The organism is Nocardia sp. NPDC057440 (assembly GCF_042802915.1).
In the GTDB taxonomy this organism is placed as follows: Bacteria; Actinomycetota; Actinomycetes; order Mycobacteriales; family Mycobacteriaceae; genus Nocardia.
The window spans coordinates 1-17,128 of record NZ_JBHVDF010000034.1 but is presented as its reverse complement, the minus strand read 5'-3'; the positions used below and the strand labels follow the sequence as shown (position 1 = coordinate 17,128).

At 67.8% G+C, this 17,128-nt stretch carries 17 protein-coding genes and 1 pseudogene; 14 read left to right on the top strand and 4 right to left on the bottom strand.

The window, feature by feature from the left end; translation table 11 throughout:
* Positions 1 to 207 precede the first annotated feature (207 nt).
* A complete protein-coding gene (locus tag ACFU4Z_RS35975) occupies positions 208 to 804 on the bottom strand; it encodes a TetR/AcrR family transcriptional regulator (RefSeq protein ID WP_379072728.1) in 597 nt (198 codons plus the stop codon).
* A 78-nt stretch (positions 805 to 882) separates the two neighbouring features.
* Here ACFU4Z_RS35975 and ACFU4Z_RS35970 point away from each other — a divergent pair, with 78 nt between their 5' ends.
* From ACFU4Z_RS35970 to ACFU4Z_RS35950, 5 genes are all read left to right on the top strand, one after another.
* The gene (locus ACFU4Z_RS35970; RefSeq protein ID WP_379072726.1) at positions 883 to 1,323 is read left to right on the top strand and encodes a VOC family protein; all 441 of its coding nucleotides are present in this window, start codon (positions 883 to 885) and stop codon (positions 1,321 to 1,323) included.
* 73 nt (positions 1,324 to 1,396) lie between these two features.
* Complete coding sequence (gene glgP / locus ACFU4Z_RS35965) at positions 1,397 to 4,000, top strand: alpha-glucan family phosphorylase (protein ID WP_379072724.1); 2,604 nt, start codon at positions 1,397 to 1,399, stop codon at positions 3,998 to 4,000.
* Between the two features lie 207 nt (positions 4,001 to 4,207).
* Positions 4,208 to 5,569 carry an NCS2 family permease gene (locus ACFU4Z_RS35960; RefSeq protein ID WP_379072722.1) on the top strand — a complete coding sequence of 454 codons (1,362 nt, stop codon included), beginning with the start codon at positions 4,208 to 4,210 and terminating at the stop codon, positions 5,567 to 5,569.
* A 113-nt stretch (positions 5,570 to 5,682) separates the two neighbouring features.
* Positions 5,683 to 6,222, top strand: a complete 540-nt coding sequence (locus tag ACFU4Z_RS35955) for a DoxX family protein (protein WP_379072719.1) — start codon at positions 5,683 to 5,685, stop codon at positions 6,220 to 6,222.
* A gap of 168 nt (positions 6,223 to 6,390) precedes the next feature.
* A complete protein-coding gene (locus ACFU4Z_RS35950) occupies positions 6,391 to 6,786 on the top strand; it encodes a RidA family protein (protein WP_379072717.1) in 396 nt (131 codons plus the stop codon).
* A gap of 515 nt (positions 6,787 to 7,301) precedes the next feature.
* Here the strand turns inward: ACFU4Z_RS35950 and ACFU4Z_RS35945 are convergent.
* A complete protein-coding gene (locus tag ACFU4Z_RS35945; protein ID WP_379072715.1) occupies positions 7,302 to 9,347 on the bottom strand; it encodes an ATP-dependent DNA helicase in 2,046 nt (681 codons plus the stop codon).
* Between the two features lie 124 nt (positions 9,348 to 9,471).
* Positions 9,472 to 9,588: pseudogene (locus ACFU4Z_RS35940) on the bottom strand (nicotinamidase); the annotation flags it as partial.
* Positions 9,589 to 9,694: 106 nt separating this feature from the next.
* Here ACFU4Z_RS35940 and ACFU4Z_RS35935 point away from each other — a divergent pair.
* Complete coding sequence (locus ACFU4Z_RS35935; RefSeq protein WP_379072713.1) at positions 9,695 to 9,901, top strand: hypothetical protein; 207 nt, start codon at positions 9,695 to 9,697, stop codon at positions 9,899 to 9,901.
* Here the strand turns inward: ACFU4Z_RS35935 and ACFU4Z_RS35930 are convergent, their stop codons facing one another.
* Positions 9,902 to 11,215 carry a nicotinate phosphoribosyltransferase gene (locus ACFU4Z_RS35930; protein ID WP_379072711.1) on the bottom strand — a complete coding sequence of 438 codons (1,314 nt, stop codon included), beginning with the start codon at positions 11,213 to 11,215 and terminating at the stop codon, positions 9,902 to 9,904.
* 122 nt (positions 11,216 to 11,337) lie between these two features.
* Between ACFU4Z_RS35930 and clpS the strand changes: the two genes are divergently transcribed.
* From clpS to ACFU4Z_RS35890, 8 genes are all read left to right on the top strand, one after another.
* Entirely contained in the window at positions 11,338 to 11,658 is a 321-nt protein-coding gene (gene clpS / locus ACFU4Z_RS35925) for an ATP-dependent Clp protease adapter ClpS (protein WP_379072709.1), read from the top strand.
* A gap of 23 nt (positions 11,659 to 11,681) precedes the next feature.
* On the top strand, positions 11,682 to 12,251 hold the full coding sequence (locus ACFU4Z_RS35920) for a DUF2017 domain-containing protein (RefSeq protein ID WP_379072707.1): 570 nt from the start codon (positions 11,682 to 11,684) through the stop codon (positions 12,249 to 12,251).
* 76 nt (positions 12,252 to 12,327) lie between these two features.
* Entirely contained in the window at positions 12,328 to 13,383 is a 1,056-nt protein-coding gene (locus ACFU4Z_RS35915; RefSeq protein ID WP_379072705.1) for a P1 family peptidase, read from the top strand.
* A gap of 74 nt (positions 13,384 to 13,457) precedes the next feature.
* Positions 13,458 to 13,880, top strand: a complete 423-nt coding sequence (locus ACFU4Z_RS35910; protein WP_379072703.1) for a Mov34/MPN/PAD-1 family protein — start codon at positions 13,458 to 13,460, stop codon at positions 13,878 to 13,880.
* Positions 13,881 to 13,916: 36 nt separating this feature from the next.
* A complete protein-coding gene (locus tag ACFU4Z_RS35905; protein WP_379072701.1) occupies positions 13,917 to 14,189 on the top strand; it encodes a MoaD/ThiS family protein in 273 nt (90 codons plus the stop codon).
* Positions 14,190 to 14,197: 8 nt separating this feature from the next.
* Positions 14,198 to 15,160 carry a PLP-dependent cysteine synthase family protein gene (locus ACFU4Z_RS35900; RefSeq protein WP_379072699.1) on the top strand — a complete coding sequence of 321 codons (963 nt, stop codon included), beginning with the start codon at positions 14,198 to 14,200 and terminating at the stop codon, positions 15,158 to 15,160.
* A 140-nt stretch (positions 15,161 to 15,300) separates the two neighbouring features.
* Positions 15,301 to 16,059: a rhomboid family intramembrane serine protease gene (locus tag ACFU4Z_RS35895; RefSeq protein WP_379072697.1), complete on the top strand. Its 759-nt coding sequence runs from the start codon at positions 15,301 to 15,303 to the stop codon at positions 16,057 to 16,059.
* A gap of 69 nt (positions 16,060 to 16,128) precedes the next feature.
* Positions 16,129 to 16,893, top strand: a complete 765-nt coding sequence (locus ACFU4Z_RS35890) for a cyclic nucleotide-degrading phosphodiesterase (protein WP_379072695.1) — start codon at positions 16,129 to 16,131, stop codon at positions 16,891 to 16,893.
* The last annotated feature ends 235 nt before the right edge of the window (positions 16,894 to 17,128 follow it).

Sequence of the window (17,128 nt, the reverse complement as noted above, 5' to 3'; positions counted from 1 at the left end):
CGCCCGAGCCCGGTCGCCCTCCGGAGTGGGCTCGCGGCTTCGCCCCGCCGCAGTGAACCGGCCTTGCCGAACGCGGCTCCGGCGGGCGCCTCGTTCGCCGATTCGGTTGTGGGCACGACCCGATACGCAGGCCCATGCCGGTCAGCAGGCAGTGACCTTGTGCGGGAAGCTACCGATGATCGGTGCGGTCGACGGCTACGCGGGTGGTCATGGTGTTCCGGCGCGCATCGCTTCGAGTAGTCGGCGCAATGTCGCGGTCGTGTCGGCCAAGGCGCTGGGGTCGTCGGTGCTCGCCAGCCACAGCGCCGCTTCGTTCATGGCGCCGGACAGCAGGTGGGTGAGGGGCTCTATCGGTTGTGGTGTGAGCACGCCGTCGTCGATGAGCAGGGCCAGTGCTTCGGCGAGGTGCCGGGCGGAGGCGGCCTCGTCCATCGCGCGCCATTCGTGCCAGCCGAGCACCGCGGGGCCGTCGATCAGCATGATGCGCTGGATCTCCGGGGCGGTGCAGGTGGTCAGGAAGGTCTCGCAGCCGACCACCAGCTGGGTCCAGCGATCGGTGTGGGCCTCCGCGGCGGCGGCGACCCGGTCGCCGACCTCGTGCTGTAGCTGTTCGAGCACCGCGCGGAACAGTTCGGCCTTGCCCGCGAAGTTGTGGTACAGCGCACCTTTGGTCACCCCGGTAGCCGCCACGATCTCCGACAGGCCAACGGCGCCATAGCCTTTCGCCGCGAACAGGCGCCTGCTCTCGCGGAGCAGCGCGCTGCGGGTCTCTTCGCGTTGTTGGGCCCGCGTCGTGCTCGGCATTGCTGTCCTCTCGTTGACATACCGATGGTATGTCGACTAGCTTAGCTCGCATACCAACGGTATGTGAAAGGCGAGAACATGGAACTGAGCAGCTACTACCCCGTCATCGGTACCGACCGGCTCACCGAAACCCGCGACTTCTACACCAAGTGGCTCGGCTTCGAGATCATCTTCGAGGCCGACTGGTACATCAGCCTGCGGCGGCCGGGCCCGGTGAACTACGAGCTCGCGCTGCTCGACTACACCCACGCGACCGTGCCTGCGGCCTACCGCAAGCCGGTGCAGGGTCTGTTGCTGAACTTCGAGGTCGCCGACGTCGACGCCGAGTGGGAGCGGATGGTCGTGCAGGGCGGCATCGCGGCCGAGCTGGACATCCGCACCGAGGACTTCGGGCAGCGGCACTTCATCGTGGCCGATCCCAGCGGTGTGCTGATCGACATGATCACCGAGATCCCGCCGTCGCGGGAATACGCCGAGCAGTTCAGTGACGAGTACACCGCCGAGAAGTTCACCGTGTGATCACTGCGCCGGTGCGCAGTGCGCCGAGCCGCCCTGACAGTCGAGCGCGCGATTGTTCGGTAGGGTTCGCCTGGTGAAGGCACTTCGTCGTTTCACCGTCCGTGCCCATCTGCCCGACCGTTTGGCGGCCCTGGGCGAACTGTCCACGAACCTGCGCTGGTCGTGGCATTGGCCCACCCAGGACCTGTTCGCCGAGCTCGATCCCGAGCTGTGGCGCGAGGTCGGACACGATCCGGTGCGGATGCTGGGGGAGGTGCCCGCGGCGCGGCTGGACGAGCTCGCCGCCGACGCGGACTACACCGGGCGGGTCGACGCCGCGGCCGCGGATCTGCGCGACTACCTGACGCGGCCCGGCTGGTTCCAGCGCCAGACCGACACGCCCGCCGTGCGCGGCATCGCCTACTTCTCCATGGAATTCGGTGTCACCGAGGTGCTTCCGAACTATTCCGGCGGCCTCGGCATCCTCGCCGGTGATCACCTGAAGGCCGCATCCGATCTCGGCCTGCCGCTGATCGGCGTCGGATTGCTGTATCGGTCCGGCTACTTCCGGCAGTCGCTGACCGGCGACGGCTGGCAGACCGAGCATTATCCGGCGCTGGACCCGCAGGGCCTGCCGCTGCGCCTGCTGACCACCGGCGATGGTCGATCGAAGCCGGGGCGGTCGGCTTCAGCGCCGGTGCTCGTCCATGTGGCAATGCCCGATCAGCGAGTGCTGCGGGCGCGGGTGTGGATCGCCCAGGTCGGCCGCGTGCCGTTGCTGCTGCTGGATTCCGATATCGCCGAGAACGATCCGGAGCTGCGCGCGGTCACCGACCGGCTCTACGGCGGCGACCAGGACCACCGCATCAAGCAGGAGATTCTGGCAGGCATCGGCGGTGTGCGTGCGGTGCGCGCCTACACCGCCGCGGCCGGGCTGCCGGATCCCGACGTATTCCACATGAACGAGGGGCACGCCGGTTTCCTCGGTGTCGAGCGGATCCGCGAATTCGTCTCGGCCGGACTGGATTTCGATACCGCGCTGGCCGCGGTGCGGGCCGCGACGGTGTTCACCACGCACACTCCGGTGCCCGCGGGCATCGACCGGTTCCCGATGCCGCTCGTGCGCAGGTACTTCGGCGGCGGCCACGGTGAATCCGAGTCCGCCATGCTGCCGGGACTGTCCGTCGACCGGATCGTGGCGCTCGGACGGGAGGCCGATCCGTCGGTCTTCAATATGGCGCACATGGGCTTGCGGATGGCTCAGCGCGCCAACGGTGTCTCCCAACTGCACGGTGCGGTCAGCCGCGCGATGTTCGCGCCGCTGTGGCCGGGCTTCGACGCGGCCGAGGTGCCGATCGGTTCGGTCACCAACGGTGTGCACGCCCCGACCTGGGCCGCGCGCGAATGGTTCGACAAGGCCCGCGAATACATCGGACCCGAGCTGGTCGAAGAGGCGCGCGGCTGGGAGAAGCTGCGCGACGTCGACCTCGGCGAGCTGTGGTCGACCCGCAACACCTTGCGCGCCACCCTTGTCGACGAGGTGCGCCGCCGAGTGCGCGCATCCTGGTTGGAGCGCGGCGCCGCGTCGGCCGAATTGAGTTGGGTCGAGCGTGTTTTCGATCCGAACGTGCTGACCGTCGGTTTCGCCCGCCGGGTGCCGACCTACAAGCGGCTCACCCTGATGCTGCGCGACCCGGAGCGGTTGCGTGCGCTGCTGCTCGATCCCGAACGGCCGATGCAGCTGGTGGTCGCGGGCAAGAGCCATCCCGCCGACGACGGCGGCAAGGCGCTGATCCAGCAGGTGGTCCGCTTCGCCGACGATCCCGAGGTGCGCCACCGCATCGTCTTCCTGCCCGACTACGACATGTCGATGGCCCGCTACCTGTACTGGGGTTGCGATGTGTGGCTGAACAATCCGCTGCGGCCGCTGGAGGCGTGCGGCACCTCCGGCATGAAGTCCGCGCTCAACGGCGGACTCAACCTGTCCATTCGCGACGGCTGGTGGGACGAGATGTACGACGGCGAGAACGGTTGGGCCATTCCGACCGCCGACGGCGTCTCCGACGAGCACCGTCGCGACGATCTGGAGGCCGGCGCCCTCTACGACCTGTTCGAACGCACCGTCGCCCCGCGCTTCTACGACCGCGATCGCAACGACATGCCGGTGCGCTGGGTGGAGATGGTCAGGCACACATTGCAGACCCTGGGCCCGAAGGTGCTGGCCTCGCGCATGGTCCGTGACTACGCCGTCGAGTACTACGCTCCCGCCGCGGCCGCGGGCCTGCGGGCAAGCGCCGACGAATTCGCCGCCGCCCGCGCGAGCGCCGACTATCGCCGCCGAGTGGAAGCCGCATGGCCCTCGGTCAAGGTGATCCAGGTCGACAGCGCGGGCCTGCCAGACACCCCGATCATCGGCGCGGAATTGTCCCTGGCCGCCCGCATCGACCTCGGTGGCCTCAGCACGTCCGACGTCACTGTTCAGGCCGTGCTCGGCCGGGTGTCGCCGACCGACGACCTGTCCGATGTCACCACATTTCCGATGACCCACACCGGATCGGATTCCGGCGTCGAAATTTTCACGGTCGAAACTCCGGTGCCACTATCGGGCGCCGTCGGCTACACGGTGCGTGTGCTGCCCCACCATGAGCTGCTTGCCAGCGATGCCGAACTGGGGCTGGTCGTCGCGCCGAGCGCCTAGCGATTCCGGGCGCGTCGTGGCGCGGGAACGCCGGAGGTAACCCGAGGTCAGCGGGCTCGGGAAGGGCGAGTGTCGCGGGCCGCGGGGCGGCAATGGTGATGCTGCTCACGCAGTGGCCGGTCGAGACATCGACCGAGTTCTCTTGTTCAGTGAATTGTCGGCTACCGTGCCCTGGCACCCCCGTACTCATTTCCGACTGGAGAGCCCATGGTCACCGACGTTCTGGCGCGCACCCGGGGACGCCTCGACGCGTACTTCGGCATCAGTTCGACCGGCTCGACCGTGAAGCGCGAATTGATGGCGGGCACGATCACGTTCCTGGCCATGTCCTATGTGCTCGCCGTGAACCCGTCGGTGCTCGGTGATGAGGGCGCGCTCGGCGACAAAGGCATTCCCATGCAGGCGGTATTCACCGCGACGGCCGTCGCCGCGGTGTTCGGCACACTCGTCATGGGGATCTGGGCCAGATATCCGATCGCGCTCGCGCCCGGTATGGGGCTCAACGCGTTCTTCGCGTACTCGGTGGTGCTCGGGATGGGGATTCCGTGGCAGGTGGCGCTGTCGGGGACCTTCCTGTCCGGCGTGATCTTCTTCGTGCTCGCGATCACCAAGGTGCGCGAACGCATCCTCAATGCCATTCCGATGCAGATGAAACTGGCAGTCGGGGCCGGTATCGGCATGTTCGTGGCGTTTCTCGGCTTGAAGAACGCGGGCATCGTGGTCAACAGCGAGGCCACGCTGGTCACGCTCGGCGACTTCACCAAGGGCACCACGATGCTCGCGCTGTTCGGTCTCGTGGTGACCGTGGTGTTCCTTGCCATCGGCTGGCACGGCGCGGTGCTCTACGGCATCGTGCTCACGGCGCTGGTCGGCGTCATCAGCGGTCTGGTCGATCTGCCCGACGGCGTGGTGTCGATGCCGAAAGGGCTGGAGCACACCTTCGGTCAGGCGATCATCCATCTGCCCGACGCGTTCACCGGCCAGATGGCCGTCGTCATTCTCACGATGTTGTTCGTCGATTTCTTCGACTGCTCCGGCACCTTGATCGGCGTGGCCAACCAGGCCGGGCTGCTCGACAAGGACGGCAAGCTGCCCAGGGCGGCAAGCGCGCTGGCCGCGGACTCGGTGGGCACCATGGCGGGCGCGGTTATCGGGACCTCCACCACCACCGCCTACGTCGAATCGACGGCGGGCGTCTCGGCGGGCGGGCGGACCGGCATGACCGCCGTGACCACCGCGGGATGGTTCCTGATCGCCATGTTCTGCTACCCGATCTTCGCGGTGGTCGCGGGCTCGGCCTCGATCACCGCGCCCGCGCTGATCGTGGTCGGCGTGCTGATGGCCCGCGCGCTCGGCGAGATCGACTGGAACCGGCTGGAGTACTCCATCCCGGCCTTCATCACCGTCATCATGATGCCGCTGACGTACTCGATCGCGAACGGGCTGGCGATGGGGATGCTGTTCTACCCGATCGTCATGGTCGCCAAGGGGCGTGTCAAAGAGGTGCACCCGGCGATGTGGGCGCTGATGGTGATGTTCCTCGGATACTTCTTCTTCCTCGCGGAATAAGGCGGCGGGCTGGCCGGTTGGCCCCAATCGTGCGACAATCGGACCGCAGTCCACTTCGTCGCCGAGACCAATGAAATGTTGTTTGGAATCGAATAGCAGGGATGAGGACCAGCATGACCACCAAGAGCACACCCGAACGCGCTACCAGCGCAAACGATCTCGATACCGTCTCCGCCGACATCGGCCTGCTGTTGCTGCGGGTCGTCTTCGGCGGGCTGCTTGCCGCACACGGCACCCAAAAGCTGTTCGGCTGGTTCAGCGGATACGGCTGGAGCAAGAACGCCGCGGCCTTCGACTCCATGGGCTACAACCCCGGCAAGCTCTTCGGCACCCTCGCCGGGCTCAGCGAGCTGACCGGCGGTCTGTTGTTGCTGCTGGGCCTGCTGACTCCGCTGGCAGGGGCGATCGTGCTCGGCACCATGATCAACGCGATCAACACCACCTGGAGTGGCGGCCTGTTAACCGGCAAGGGCTACGAAACGGCCCTTCTGTTCGCCGTCGTCGGCGCGGCCATCGCGTTCACCGGCCCGGGCAAGTTCTCACTCGACAGCGGCCGTCCGTGGCAGCGGCAGGGCGTCGTCTGGGGCGCGGGTGCTGTGGTGCTGGCCGTGGCCGCGGCGGTGCTCACCCTGATCTTGAAGTGGACGCTCTGATCTCGACGCGTTCGGTGGGGACGCACCAGTGAATTCGTCGACGGTGGCGCGGTGACCGAGGGGTGACCGCGCCACCGTCGTCTGTGCGCGCCGTCATGTCACACTCGGGCAACTCGCATCGTCGTTCTAGTTGTAGCAGGACAACAGGTGTCGACAAGGGAGACCACGATGACGATCGAGATCAGCAATCCGGCCGAACTGCACGACCCCACCGGCTTCGGCTACAGCCATGTGGCACGGGTGACGGGCGAGCTGGTTCTCATCGCCGGGCAATATGATTCCGACGCCGACGGGCACACCACCAGCGACGACTTCGCCGCTCAGGTCGACCGTGCCTTCGCCAATCTCGGCACCGCGCTGCGTTCGGCGGGCTTGGAATACGCCGACGTGGCGCAGCTGCGGACGTTCATCGTCGACCACAGCCTGGACAAGCTCGCCGTGCTCGGGAAGAAGATCGCCGAAATCTGGGGCGACAAGCCGCCGGTCCAGACGTTGGCGGGGGTTGCCGCACTGGCGCTGCCCACGATGCTGTTCGAGGTGGACGCCGTCGCCGTGCGCGGCTGACGCCGGGAGTTCGCTTCGTACCCGGGCATGGGCGGTTCACAATGCGGCGGCAGGCGCAGCGCCGTCCGCGTCGTGAACCGCCCGCGCGATCTCGCGGCGGCGGGCTCGGATCCGAGTGCGGGACGAGAACCCTCGTCGCGGCGGGTGGAACTTGAAGCGCGTTTCGCGGCGGCGAAACTTGCTGCGCCGCAGGGGCGATCGAGGATTCGGCCTTGCAGGTCGGTTTCGGTGAGCTCGACAATTGTTCGGTAATTCATCCAATGACCGTGCAGTGACCAGGAATTCACCGAGAGAGTCGAGATCGAACTGGTGAGTCATCCGGACACGGTCGCATTAGGTGCTGTGCGGCAGGCGATTCAGGGTTCAGCCATGCGCGAGAGTTGGTGTCCCCGCGCCGCGTGCAGGGCTTGGCGCGGGGACTGCCGATACATCCGGTTCGGGAATTGGGGTTCCGGCGGAGTACCGAGGCCCAATTTACTTCTGTCTGGAAGTAATCGCCCGCTTTGTGAGTGGCATCACAGTGACGTGGCGGTGAGTCGCTCCAGCGCCTTGGTCACCACATTCGGGTCCGAGGTCTCCCAGTACGGCGGCAGCGAAGCACGCAGGTAGCCGCCGTAGCGCGCGGTGGCCAGACGGGAATCGAGGATGGCGACGACGCCGCGGTCGTCGACGCTGCGCAGCAGTCTGCCGGTGCCCTGGGCGAGCAGCAGCGCCGCGTGGTTGGCGGCGACGGTCATGAAACCGTTGCCGCCGCGCGACTCCACCGCCCGCTGCCGTGCCGTCAGCAGCGGATCGTCGGGCCGGGGGAACGGAATCCGATCGAGGATCACCAGGCTCAGCGAAGGGCCGGGCACGTCGACGCCCTGCCACAGTGACAGCGTGCCGAACAGTGAGGTCTCCGGATCGTCGGCGAACTTGCGCACCAGCGCGCCGGTCGAGTCGTCGCCTTGGCAGAGCACCGGTGTGTCGAGCCGCTCGCGCAGCGCCTCGGTGGCCGCTTTGGCGGCGCGCATCGAGGAGAACAGGCCGAGCGTGCGGCCGCCCGCGGCGCGGATCAGGCGCTCGATCTCATCGAGGTAGGCAACCGCGAGCCCGTCGCGACCGGGCGCGGGCAGATGCTTGGCGACATAGAGGATGCCGGACTTGGCGTGGTCGAACGGCGAGCCGACATCCAGTGAGCTCCACCGCACCGTCTCCACATCCGACGGCGCGACGGCGCCGTTCGCGGTGGCCGAATCCGTGCGGCTCCCCGACTGCGCGGGTAGGCCCCACGTGATCGCGAGGCCATCGAACGAACCGCCGATCTGCAATGTCGCCGAGGTCAAAACCACCGTCGCGGTGCCGAACAACCTGCTGCGCAGCAGGCCGCCCACCGAAAGCGGCGCCATCCGCAGCGTGCGCCGGACGACCCCGCGCATCTCGTCGGCGGCGAGCCAGATGACATCGCGTCTGGTCGCGGGATCGGGCTCGTCGAACGCAGTCAGCGCGCGCACCGCGCTGTCGTGTACCTCGTCGATCGCGGCGAGTGCCTGGGTGCGTGCGGCGGCGCTCTCCGGGTCACCCTGCGCGGACGCACCGCCCTGTGGGGCCAGTGCGGTGCGCACGTTCCATGCCGCGTCGCGGACGAGGGCGAGCACCGGGGCGACTCCGTCGGGCAGCGCGTCCCAGCGGGCAGCGGGCAGCTCGTCCAAGACGTTGTGCCAGGCCTCCGACGCGCTTTCGAGGCGGTCGACCTCCTGTTCGTCGACGAGCTTGGCACAGCGGCGCGCCGCCGCGCTGATGGCCGAGGGCGCCAGTTCCGCGGTGGCCACGCCGGTCACCCGGTCGACGAGCTCGTGCGCCTCGTCGATGACGACGACATCGTGTTCCGGCAGCACCTGGATGCCGCTGATCGCGTCGATGGCGAGCAGAGCGTGATTGGTCACCACCACATCGGCCTGCGCCGACTCCGCCCGCGCCCGTTCGGCGAAGCAGTCCTGGCCGAACGGGCAACGCGACTTGCCGAGGCATTCCCGCGACGACACGCTGACCTGCCGCCAGGCGCGATCGGTCACGCCGGGCGCCAGCTCGTCGCGATCGCCGGTCTCGGTGTCGGAGGCCCACTCGTTGAGCCGCTGTACCTCCCTGCCGAGCCGGGAGATCGCGAACGCGTCGAACAGTTCGGCCTCGGCGGGCTCGTCCGGGATCACGCTATTGATCTTGTTCAAGCACAGGTAGTTGTTGCGCCCCTTGAGGATCGCGAAATTTGCCGTGCGCCCGAGCGGTGTGCTCAGCGCCTCCGCGAGCCGGGGCAGGTCCCGGTCGACCAGCTGGCGCTGCAAGGCGATCGTCGCGGTCGACACTACGACCGTCCGCCCGGTCCGCACCGCATGCCGCAGGCTCGGCACCAGGTACGCCAGCGACTTCCCGGTCCCGGTTCCCGCCTGCACGGCGAGATGCTCCTTGGTATCGATCGCGTGGTCCACCGCCGCGGCCATCGTCACCTGCCCGACCCGCTCTTTCCCGCCGAGCGCTTGCACGGCGGTGGCCAAAAGGTCGGAGGTGGGCGGCAGTTCGGGCACGCGAGCAGCCTACTGGTTGGGACCGACAGGGATCACCGTCCATCAGGGGTCGCGGGAGCCCGGCACGTGCCCCGCCGCCACGGGTTCGGCGTGTCGTCCGGCAGGCCGGGCTACCCGGCGCCGGTCACTCGCCGACGGCGCCCTCGAGCTCGACGCCCGCCGCGCGCATGCGGTCGAGGGCGGTGGCCGTGGTCTCGGGGGAGACGCCCGCGGTCAGGTCGAGCAGGACGCGGGTGTCGAAGGACATCTCGACCTCTCTTTCCCGCGGATGTAAACGCCCGGGCTACCGCGTGCGGATTACATTGTGCCGCCTGATCGAACGGGCGGGCCAGGCACTGGAGGATCACATGAGCAGCACCGTCAGAGTTTCGATCGCCATATTCATCGGCTATCTGGTTTACCTTGTCGCCGCATTGCTGATCGGCGTCCGCCCCGATGACGTCGGCGACTGGGTAACGCTCCTGGTCAAGGGATTTCTTGTCGCGACGATCGCGGTAGCGGCCGTCGAATGGGTCGCCAAGCGCCGCGCTCGGGCGTCCGAGCCCCGCCGCTGATCAGCTCACGAACGTCGTCGGAATCGCCGGGTCGCCGTCGGACAGCTTCAGGCCCTCCCACGGCAGACTGACCAGCCCGCGCGACACCAGTGTGCGGCTGTCGGCGAGCGTCGGGAGACCATCGACCACCTTGCCGCCACGCACCAGCGCAACCAGCAGCTCGCGGGTCTCGAATCCGTTCGTGGCCGGTGCGGTGCCCGCGGCCGGGTAGATGATCTCTTCGACGATGGTGCCGGTGTGCCGCGCCAGCCGGACCGCCTTCTTGGTGCCGCCGCGCGACTGCTTGTGGCTGCTGCGCTTGGCCACCGGCAGGCCGTCCACCTCGACCAGCTTGTAGACCATGCCCGCCGTCGGCGCGCGGGAACCGGTGACCAGCGCGGTGCCGACGCCATAGACGTCGACCGGCTCGGCCCGCAGCGCGGCGATGGCGTACTCGTCGAGATCGCCGGACACCACGATGCGGGTGCCGGTGGCGCCGAGGCCGTCGAGCTGATCGCGCACCTGTCTGGCCAGCACGCCGAGATCACCGGAATCGATGCGCACGCCACCCAGTTCGGGGCCGGCGACCTCGATGGCCGTCGCGACGCCCGCCGTGATGTCGAAGGTGTCCACCAGCAGCGTCGTCCCGACACCGAGCGCGTCGATCTGACTGCGGAACGCGGCCGCCTCGTGTGCGCCGTCGGCGGCGCTGTGCAGCAGGGTGAACGCGTGCGCACTCGTGCCCGCGCCCGGCACGCCGAAGCTGCGCACCGCCTCCAGATTCGAAGTGGCGTCGAAGCCCGCGAGATAGGCGGCTCGTGAGCTGGCGGGCGCGGCCAGCTCGTGGGTGCGCCGCGAGCCCATCTCGATCATCCGACGCCCGCCCGCGGCGCTCACCATGCGGGCGGCGGCCGAGGCGATGGCGCTGTCGTGGTTGAGGATCGATAGCGCCAGCGTCTCCAGCAGGACGCATTCCGCGAAGCTGCCACGCACCGAAAGAATCGGTGAGCCAGGGAAATACAGATCGCCCTCGGCGTAGCCGTCGATATCGCCGGTGAATGTGTAGTCGCGCAGCCACTCGATGGTCGCGGCGTCCGAGAAGCCCGCGATGGCCGCCAGTTCCGGTTCGCCGAATCGGAAGTGCGCCAGCGCCTCCAGCAGCCTGCCGGTGCCCGCGACGACACCGTAACGCCTACCGTGCGGCAACCGCCTGGCGAACACCTCGAAGGTGCAGTGCCGGTGCGCGGAACCGTCGGCGAGTGCGGCGGCGAGCATGGTCAGTTCGTACTGATCGGTCAGCAGTGCGGTGCTGCCGACGCCGTCGCGGATGTCCACGAAGCCACTCTAGACAGCGGCGGCGGGCATGATAGGCCGGTGTGGCCGGGATGTCTCCCAGAACGTCGAAATGAACGTGGACGGGTGTTGTGATTTCGGGGTCGAGTCGTACCCTGAGTGTTATGGGCTTGTGCGAAGCGAACGCGGCACTGTCGGCGGCACAGGCGACTCCGGAGGCGGTGGAGTACACCGAGATTCTGGAGGCCGAGGACCGTCCGTGGGTCACGGTCGTCTGGGACGACCCGGTCAACCTGATGCATTACGTCACCTACATCTTCCAGAAGCTGTTCGGCTACACCAAGGCGAAGGCCACCGAACTCATGCTGAAGGTGCACAACGAGGGCAAAGCAGTGGTGTCCTCGGGTTCGCGGGACAAGATGGAGCAGGACGTCAGACGACTGCACGCCGCGGGTCTCTGGGCGACCATGCAACGAGACGACTGACCAATACGACTACGCTGACGTCAGTGCGGAAGTGGAGCCGGAAGAACTCACTGAGCGGCCTCAAATTGCGCTCCGAAATGGACGCGCGTGAGGCGAGCGTGTTGCGTTCCCTGGTCGGCTCGGTCTCCGGGCTGCTGACCGAACGGGCCAAGTCGGCCCCCGAAGACGATCTCGCCGCACTGACCGGGCTGCGTACCGGCAACTCGAGCCCGCCCGACGACCCTCGGCTGCACCGCCTGCTGCCGGACTTCCACCGCAGTGAACCCGGTTCCCCCGACGCCGATCGCGCCGATCTCAACAGCGCGCTGCGCGGCCTGCACGAGCCGGAGATCATCGACGCCAAACTGGCCGCGGGCTCAGTGGTGCTGAACACGGTGCCCGAGGACGGCGGCCGGATCCTGCTGACCCCGGAACAGGCCGACGCGTGGTTGATCGCGCTCACCGATGTGCGACTCGCGCTCGGCGCGGTGCTCGGCATCGATGCCGATACACCCGATCATCTGGACGTCGACGACCCGCGTGGCCCGCATCTCGACGTGTACCACTGGCTGACCTGGATGCAGGATTCGCTGCTGCAGGCACTCGCTCCGTAACCGCGTCCGGCCGGGGAATATCACCACTTCGCCGCGACGGAGACGATTCCGTGACCGGCAGTCAGGAGGCGTTGTTATGAACGGCCGACCCGGACAACGTAATTCGATCACCGATGTACCCGGGCTGTTGGTGGGTCACCATCACCAGCTCGATCCGGATGCGACGCTCGGCTCCGGTGCGGCGACCGGCTGCACCGTGGTCCGCGCGCCCGACGGTGCGACCGCCGCCGTCGATGTGCGCGGCGGCGGGCCCGGCACTCGGGAGACCGATCTGCTCGACCCGGCAAACACTGTGCGACAGGTGAATTCGATCCTGCTCACCGGCGGCAGCGCGTACGGCCTCGCCGCCGCCGACGGCGTGATGCGCTGGCTGGAGGAGAACGGCGACGGCATCCCGATGGATCCCGCCGACCCGAGCCGGGTGGTGCCCATCGTGCCCGCCGCGGTGATCTTCGATCTTCCGGTGGGGGACTGGGGGATTCGGCCCACCGCCGAGTTCGGGTACCTGGCCTCGGATGCCGCCGCGGTCGAGTTCGAGCGCGGCACGGTCGGCGCGGGGGTCGGCGCGCGCGCCGGGTCGATCAAGGGCGGCGTCGGCACCGCGAGTGTGGTGCTCGGCTCTGGTGTGACGGTCGCCGCGCTGATCGTGGCCAATCCGGTCGGCTCGGTGTTCGATCCCCGTACCGGCCTGCCGTGGGGGACGGGGACCGACGGCCCCGAATACTTCGGGCTGCGCCCCGCCGACCCCGAGGCGCTGGCGAGGGCAAACGCGCTCGAGGTCAAGGGCACCGTCCTCAATACGACGATCGGTGTCGTCGCCACCGACGCACCGCTTGACCCGGCGGGCTGCCGCCGAGTGGCGGCCACCGCGCACGACGGCATCGCCCGCGCGATCCGCCCGGCGCATTCCCCGCTGGACGGCGACACCCTCTTCGCACTGGCCACCGGAACCGCGCGACCGGCGACCTTCCCGCTGCCGCCCGCGTTTCCGCAGGACCTGATGGTGCTCGACGAAGTGTGCACGGCCGCCGCGGTCTGTGTGGAACGCGCGATCGTAAACGCGATTCTGGCCGCCCGATCCATCGCCGGGATTCCCGGATACTCCGACCTGTTCGCAGCCGCCGGGGAATAGCCGAATATTCTGGCTCGTTGTCGAGTGCGATAGGTCGGCAATTGCTACGCCGAATTTGCGGAAGGGTTTGACTCGTGCTGGTGATCAGGGCCGACCTTGTCGAGGCGATGGTGGCGCATGCCCGCGCCGATCACCCGGACGAGGCCTGCGGCGTCATCTCGGGGCCGGAAGGCTCCGACCGGCCGGAGCGATTCCTGGCCATGGTCAACGCCGAGCGCTCGCCGACCTTTTATCGTTTCGACTCCGGTGAGCAGCTGAAGGTGTGGCGCGAGATGGACAGTGCCGACGAGGAGCCGGTGGTGATCTATCACTCGCACACCGCGACCGAGGCCTACCCCAGCCGCACCGATGTGTCCTACGCGTCCGAGCCGAACGCGCACTACGTGCTGATCTCCACCCGCGATCCCGAGCAGCACGAGTTGCGCAGCTACCGGATTCTCGACGGCGTGGTCACCGAGGAGCCCGTGCGGATCGTCGATGCCTACACCCCCGCCTAGACCCGCCCCTATATTTGTCGAAATCGAGGAGTCCCCATGTCGGTAACCGTGTCCATCCCGACGATCATGCGTGGCCTGACCGGCGGTGAGAAGCGAGTCGAGGCCAACGGCGCCACGCTGTCGGCAGTGATCGCCGATCTGGACGCCAACCACCCCGGCCTGGCCGAGCGGCTGCTCAAGGACGGCAAGCTCAACCGCTACGTCAACATCTATGTCGACGACGAGGACGTGCGCTTCTCCGGCGGTCTCGCGGCCGAAGTGCCCGCGGATGCCTCGGTGACCATCCTGCCTGCCGTCGCGGGCGGCTGAGCGACCCCGTGGCGCGCTATGAATCGCTGATCGCGACGCTGGGCAACACTCCGCTGGTCGGGCTGCGCAACCTGTCCCCGCGGTGGGACGGCGAGAACCCGGTGCGGTTGTGGGCCAAACTGGAGGATCGCAACCCGACGGGGTCCATCAAGGATCGCCCCGCCCTGCGGATGATCGAGCAGGCCGAGGCCGATGGCCTGCTGACGCCCGGCTGCACGATTCTGGAGCCGACCAGCGGCAATACCGGGATCTCGCTGGCGATGGCGGCCAAGCTCAAGGGTTACCGGCTGGTCTGCGTGATGCCGGAGAACACCTCGGTGGAGCGGCGTCAGCTGCTCACCATGTTCGGTGCGCGGATCATCGATTCCCCGGCCGCCGGTGGCTCGAATCAGGCGGTGGCCAAGGCCAAGCAGATCGCGGCCGAGAATCCGGACTGGGTGATGCTCTACCAGTACGGCAATCCCGCCAACGCGCTGGCGCATTATGAGACGACCGGCCCGGAGATCCTGGCCGATCTGCCGGAGATCACCCATTTCGTCGCCGGGCTCGGCACCACCGGAACCCTGATGGGGACCGGGCGTTTCCTACGGGAGCAGGTGCCCGGCATCGAGATCGTCGCCGCGGAGCCGCGCTACGGCGAACTCGTCTACGGACTGCGCAATATCGACGAGGGCTTCATCCCGGAGCTCTACGACGAGTCCGTGCTGACCACTCGGTTCTCGGTCGGCCCGTTCGACGCGGTCAAGCGCACCCGTGAATTGGTTCTGGAGGAGGGCATTTTCGCGGGCATCTCGACCGGTGCGATTCTGCACGCCGCGCTCGGGGTCGCGCGCAAGGTCTTGAAGGCAGGCGGGCGCGCGGACATTGCGTTCGTGGTCGCCGACGGCGGCTGGAAGTACCTCTCGACCGGTGCGTACGACGGCACGCTCGAAGAGGCGGAGCAACGCCTCGAAGGCCAGCTCTGGGCCTGACTCGCGGTCGCGCCGACCAGGGGCCTTCGGCTTTGCCTACCGCTCGATGGTGAGGTGCACCGGTAGTCTCGAAGAGGCGGGGCACCGGCTCGCGATCGGACATTCGCGACCGCGAAGCCTTGCTCGACGAGGAGGTTGCGATGACCGGCGGTACGGGAATCGGATCGTCGTTCGATCCGGATCGGATCGCCGCGCTGCGCGCACAGCTGGGTAATCCGGTGGGATCGACCCCGCCGAGCGTGCCGTCGCCCGGAACGCCCGCGCCGAGGCCGGCCAAGACATCCGACAACCTCGGGATCGTCAAACAGCTCTGGCTGCGCGCCGGAATTCTGATATCCGGATTCGTCGTGCTGCTGTACGGCATCGAGGGCGTCGATCAACTCGACGACAGCCAGCTCGATCGCGCGGGCATCGAGCCGCGCACCGCGGACGGTCTGTGGGGCATCCTGTGGGCTCCTGTCCTGCACGGTGGCTGGGACCATCTGATCGGCAACACCCTGCCGGTGCTGGTGCTCGGCTTTCTGACGCTGCTGGCGGGGATCGGGCGCGGGCTGGCAGCCACCGCGATCATCTGGGTCGTCGCCGGGATCGGAACGTGGCTCACCGGAGCGAGCGGGTCGGTGCATCTCGGTGCGTCCGCCCTGGTTTTCGGCTGGTTGACCTTCCTGATCTCGCGCGGCTGGTTCGCCCGCAATATCGCGCAGATCGTGGTCGGACTCGTCGTTTTGGCCGTATATGGGTCGCTGTTGTGGGGCGTATTGCCCGGACAACCTGGAATCTCTTGGCAGGGACATCTTTTCGGGGCGATGGGTGGAGTGCTGGCAGGCTGGGTACTCTCTGGTGATGAACGTCGACACCGTCGCGGGGATCGAGCCGGAGTCAGTGCGTCGCCACGGTGAGCGCGCGGCCCGTCGGGAAATGTGGGGGATCCTTCCTTGAGCGAGAATTCGTCGTGGCAGCATGGGGGAATGCGCCTTACCGTCCTCGGGTGCTCGGGCAGCGTGTCCGGCCCGGACTCCCCTGCGTCGGGGTACCTGCTGACCGGCCCTGATATGCGGCCGGTGGTGATCGATTTCGGACCCGGCGTGCTCGGCGCGTTGCAGCGTCACGCCGATCCCGGTGAGGTCGACGTCTTCCTGACCCACCTGCACGCGGATCATTGCCTCGATCTGCCCGGGCTGCTGGTGTGGCGGCGCTACCATCCGACGCCGCCGGTGGGGAAGGCGATCGTGCGCGGTCCTTCCGACAGCGCGTTGCGCATCGGCAATGCCTCCGCGGAGATCGGCGGGGAATGCGACGACTGGTCGGACGTGATCGATCATCGAGCCTGGGGTGAAGGCGAGGCGATCGAGTTCGGGCCAGGACATACGGTGACGGCGCGGCGGATGTACCACCCGCCGGAGTCCTATGGCCTGCGCATCGTCACCGCGGCGGGGCGGACCTTCGTCTACACCGGCGATACCGCGATGTGTGACGCGGTCAACGAGCTGGCGCACGGCGCCGACATCCTGATGGCCGAGGCGTCGTGGACCCACGACCCGGCGAATCGGCCTCCCGGAATTCATCTTTCGGGTACCGAGGCGGGCATGATCGCGGCCAAGGCCGGAGTGAAGGAATTACTGCTCACCCACATCCCGCCGTGGACCTCACGCGAGGACGTCATCGCCGAGGCGAAGGCGCAATTCTCCGGCCCGGTGCATGCGGTCACACCTGGGGAAACCTTCGACATCTGACCGTGCGTCCGACGCCCGAATTCCCCCTCCAGCCCAACCACTGCGGAGCGACCGTTCGCGGCCAGCGCCCACGCAACCGATACAGCGCACTAAAGTCGCGAGCTTCCCCACCAAAGCACCCACCACGGAGCGAGTCTTACGAGCGACCGTTCGCGGCCAGCGCCCACGCAACCGATACAGCGCACTAAAGTCGCGAGCTTCCCCACCAAAGCACCCACCACGGAGCGAGTCTTAC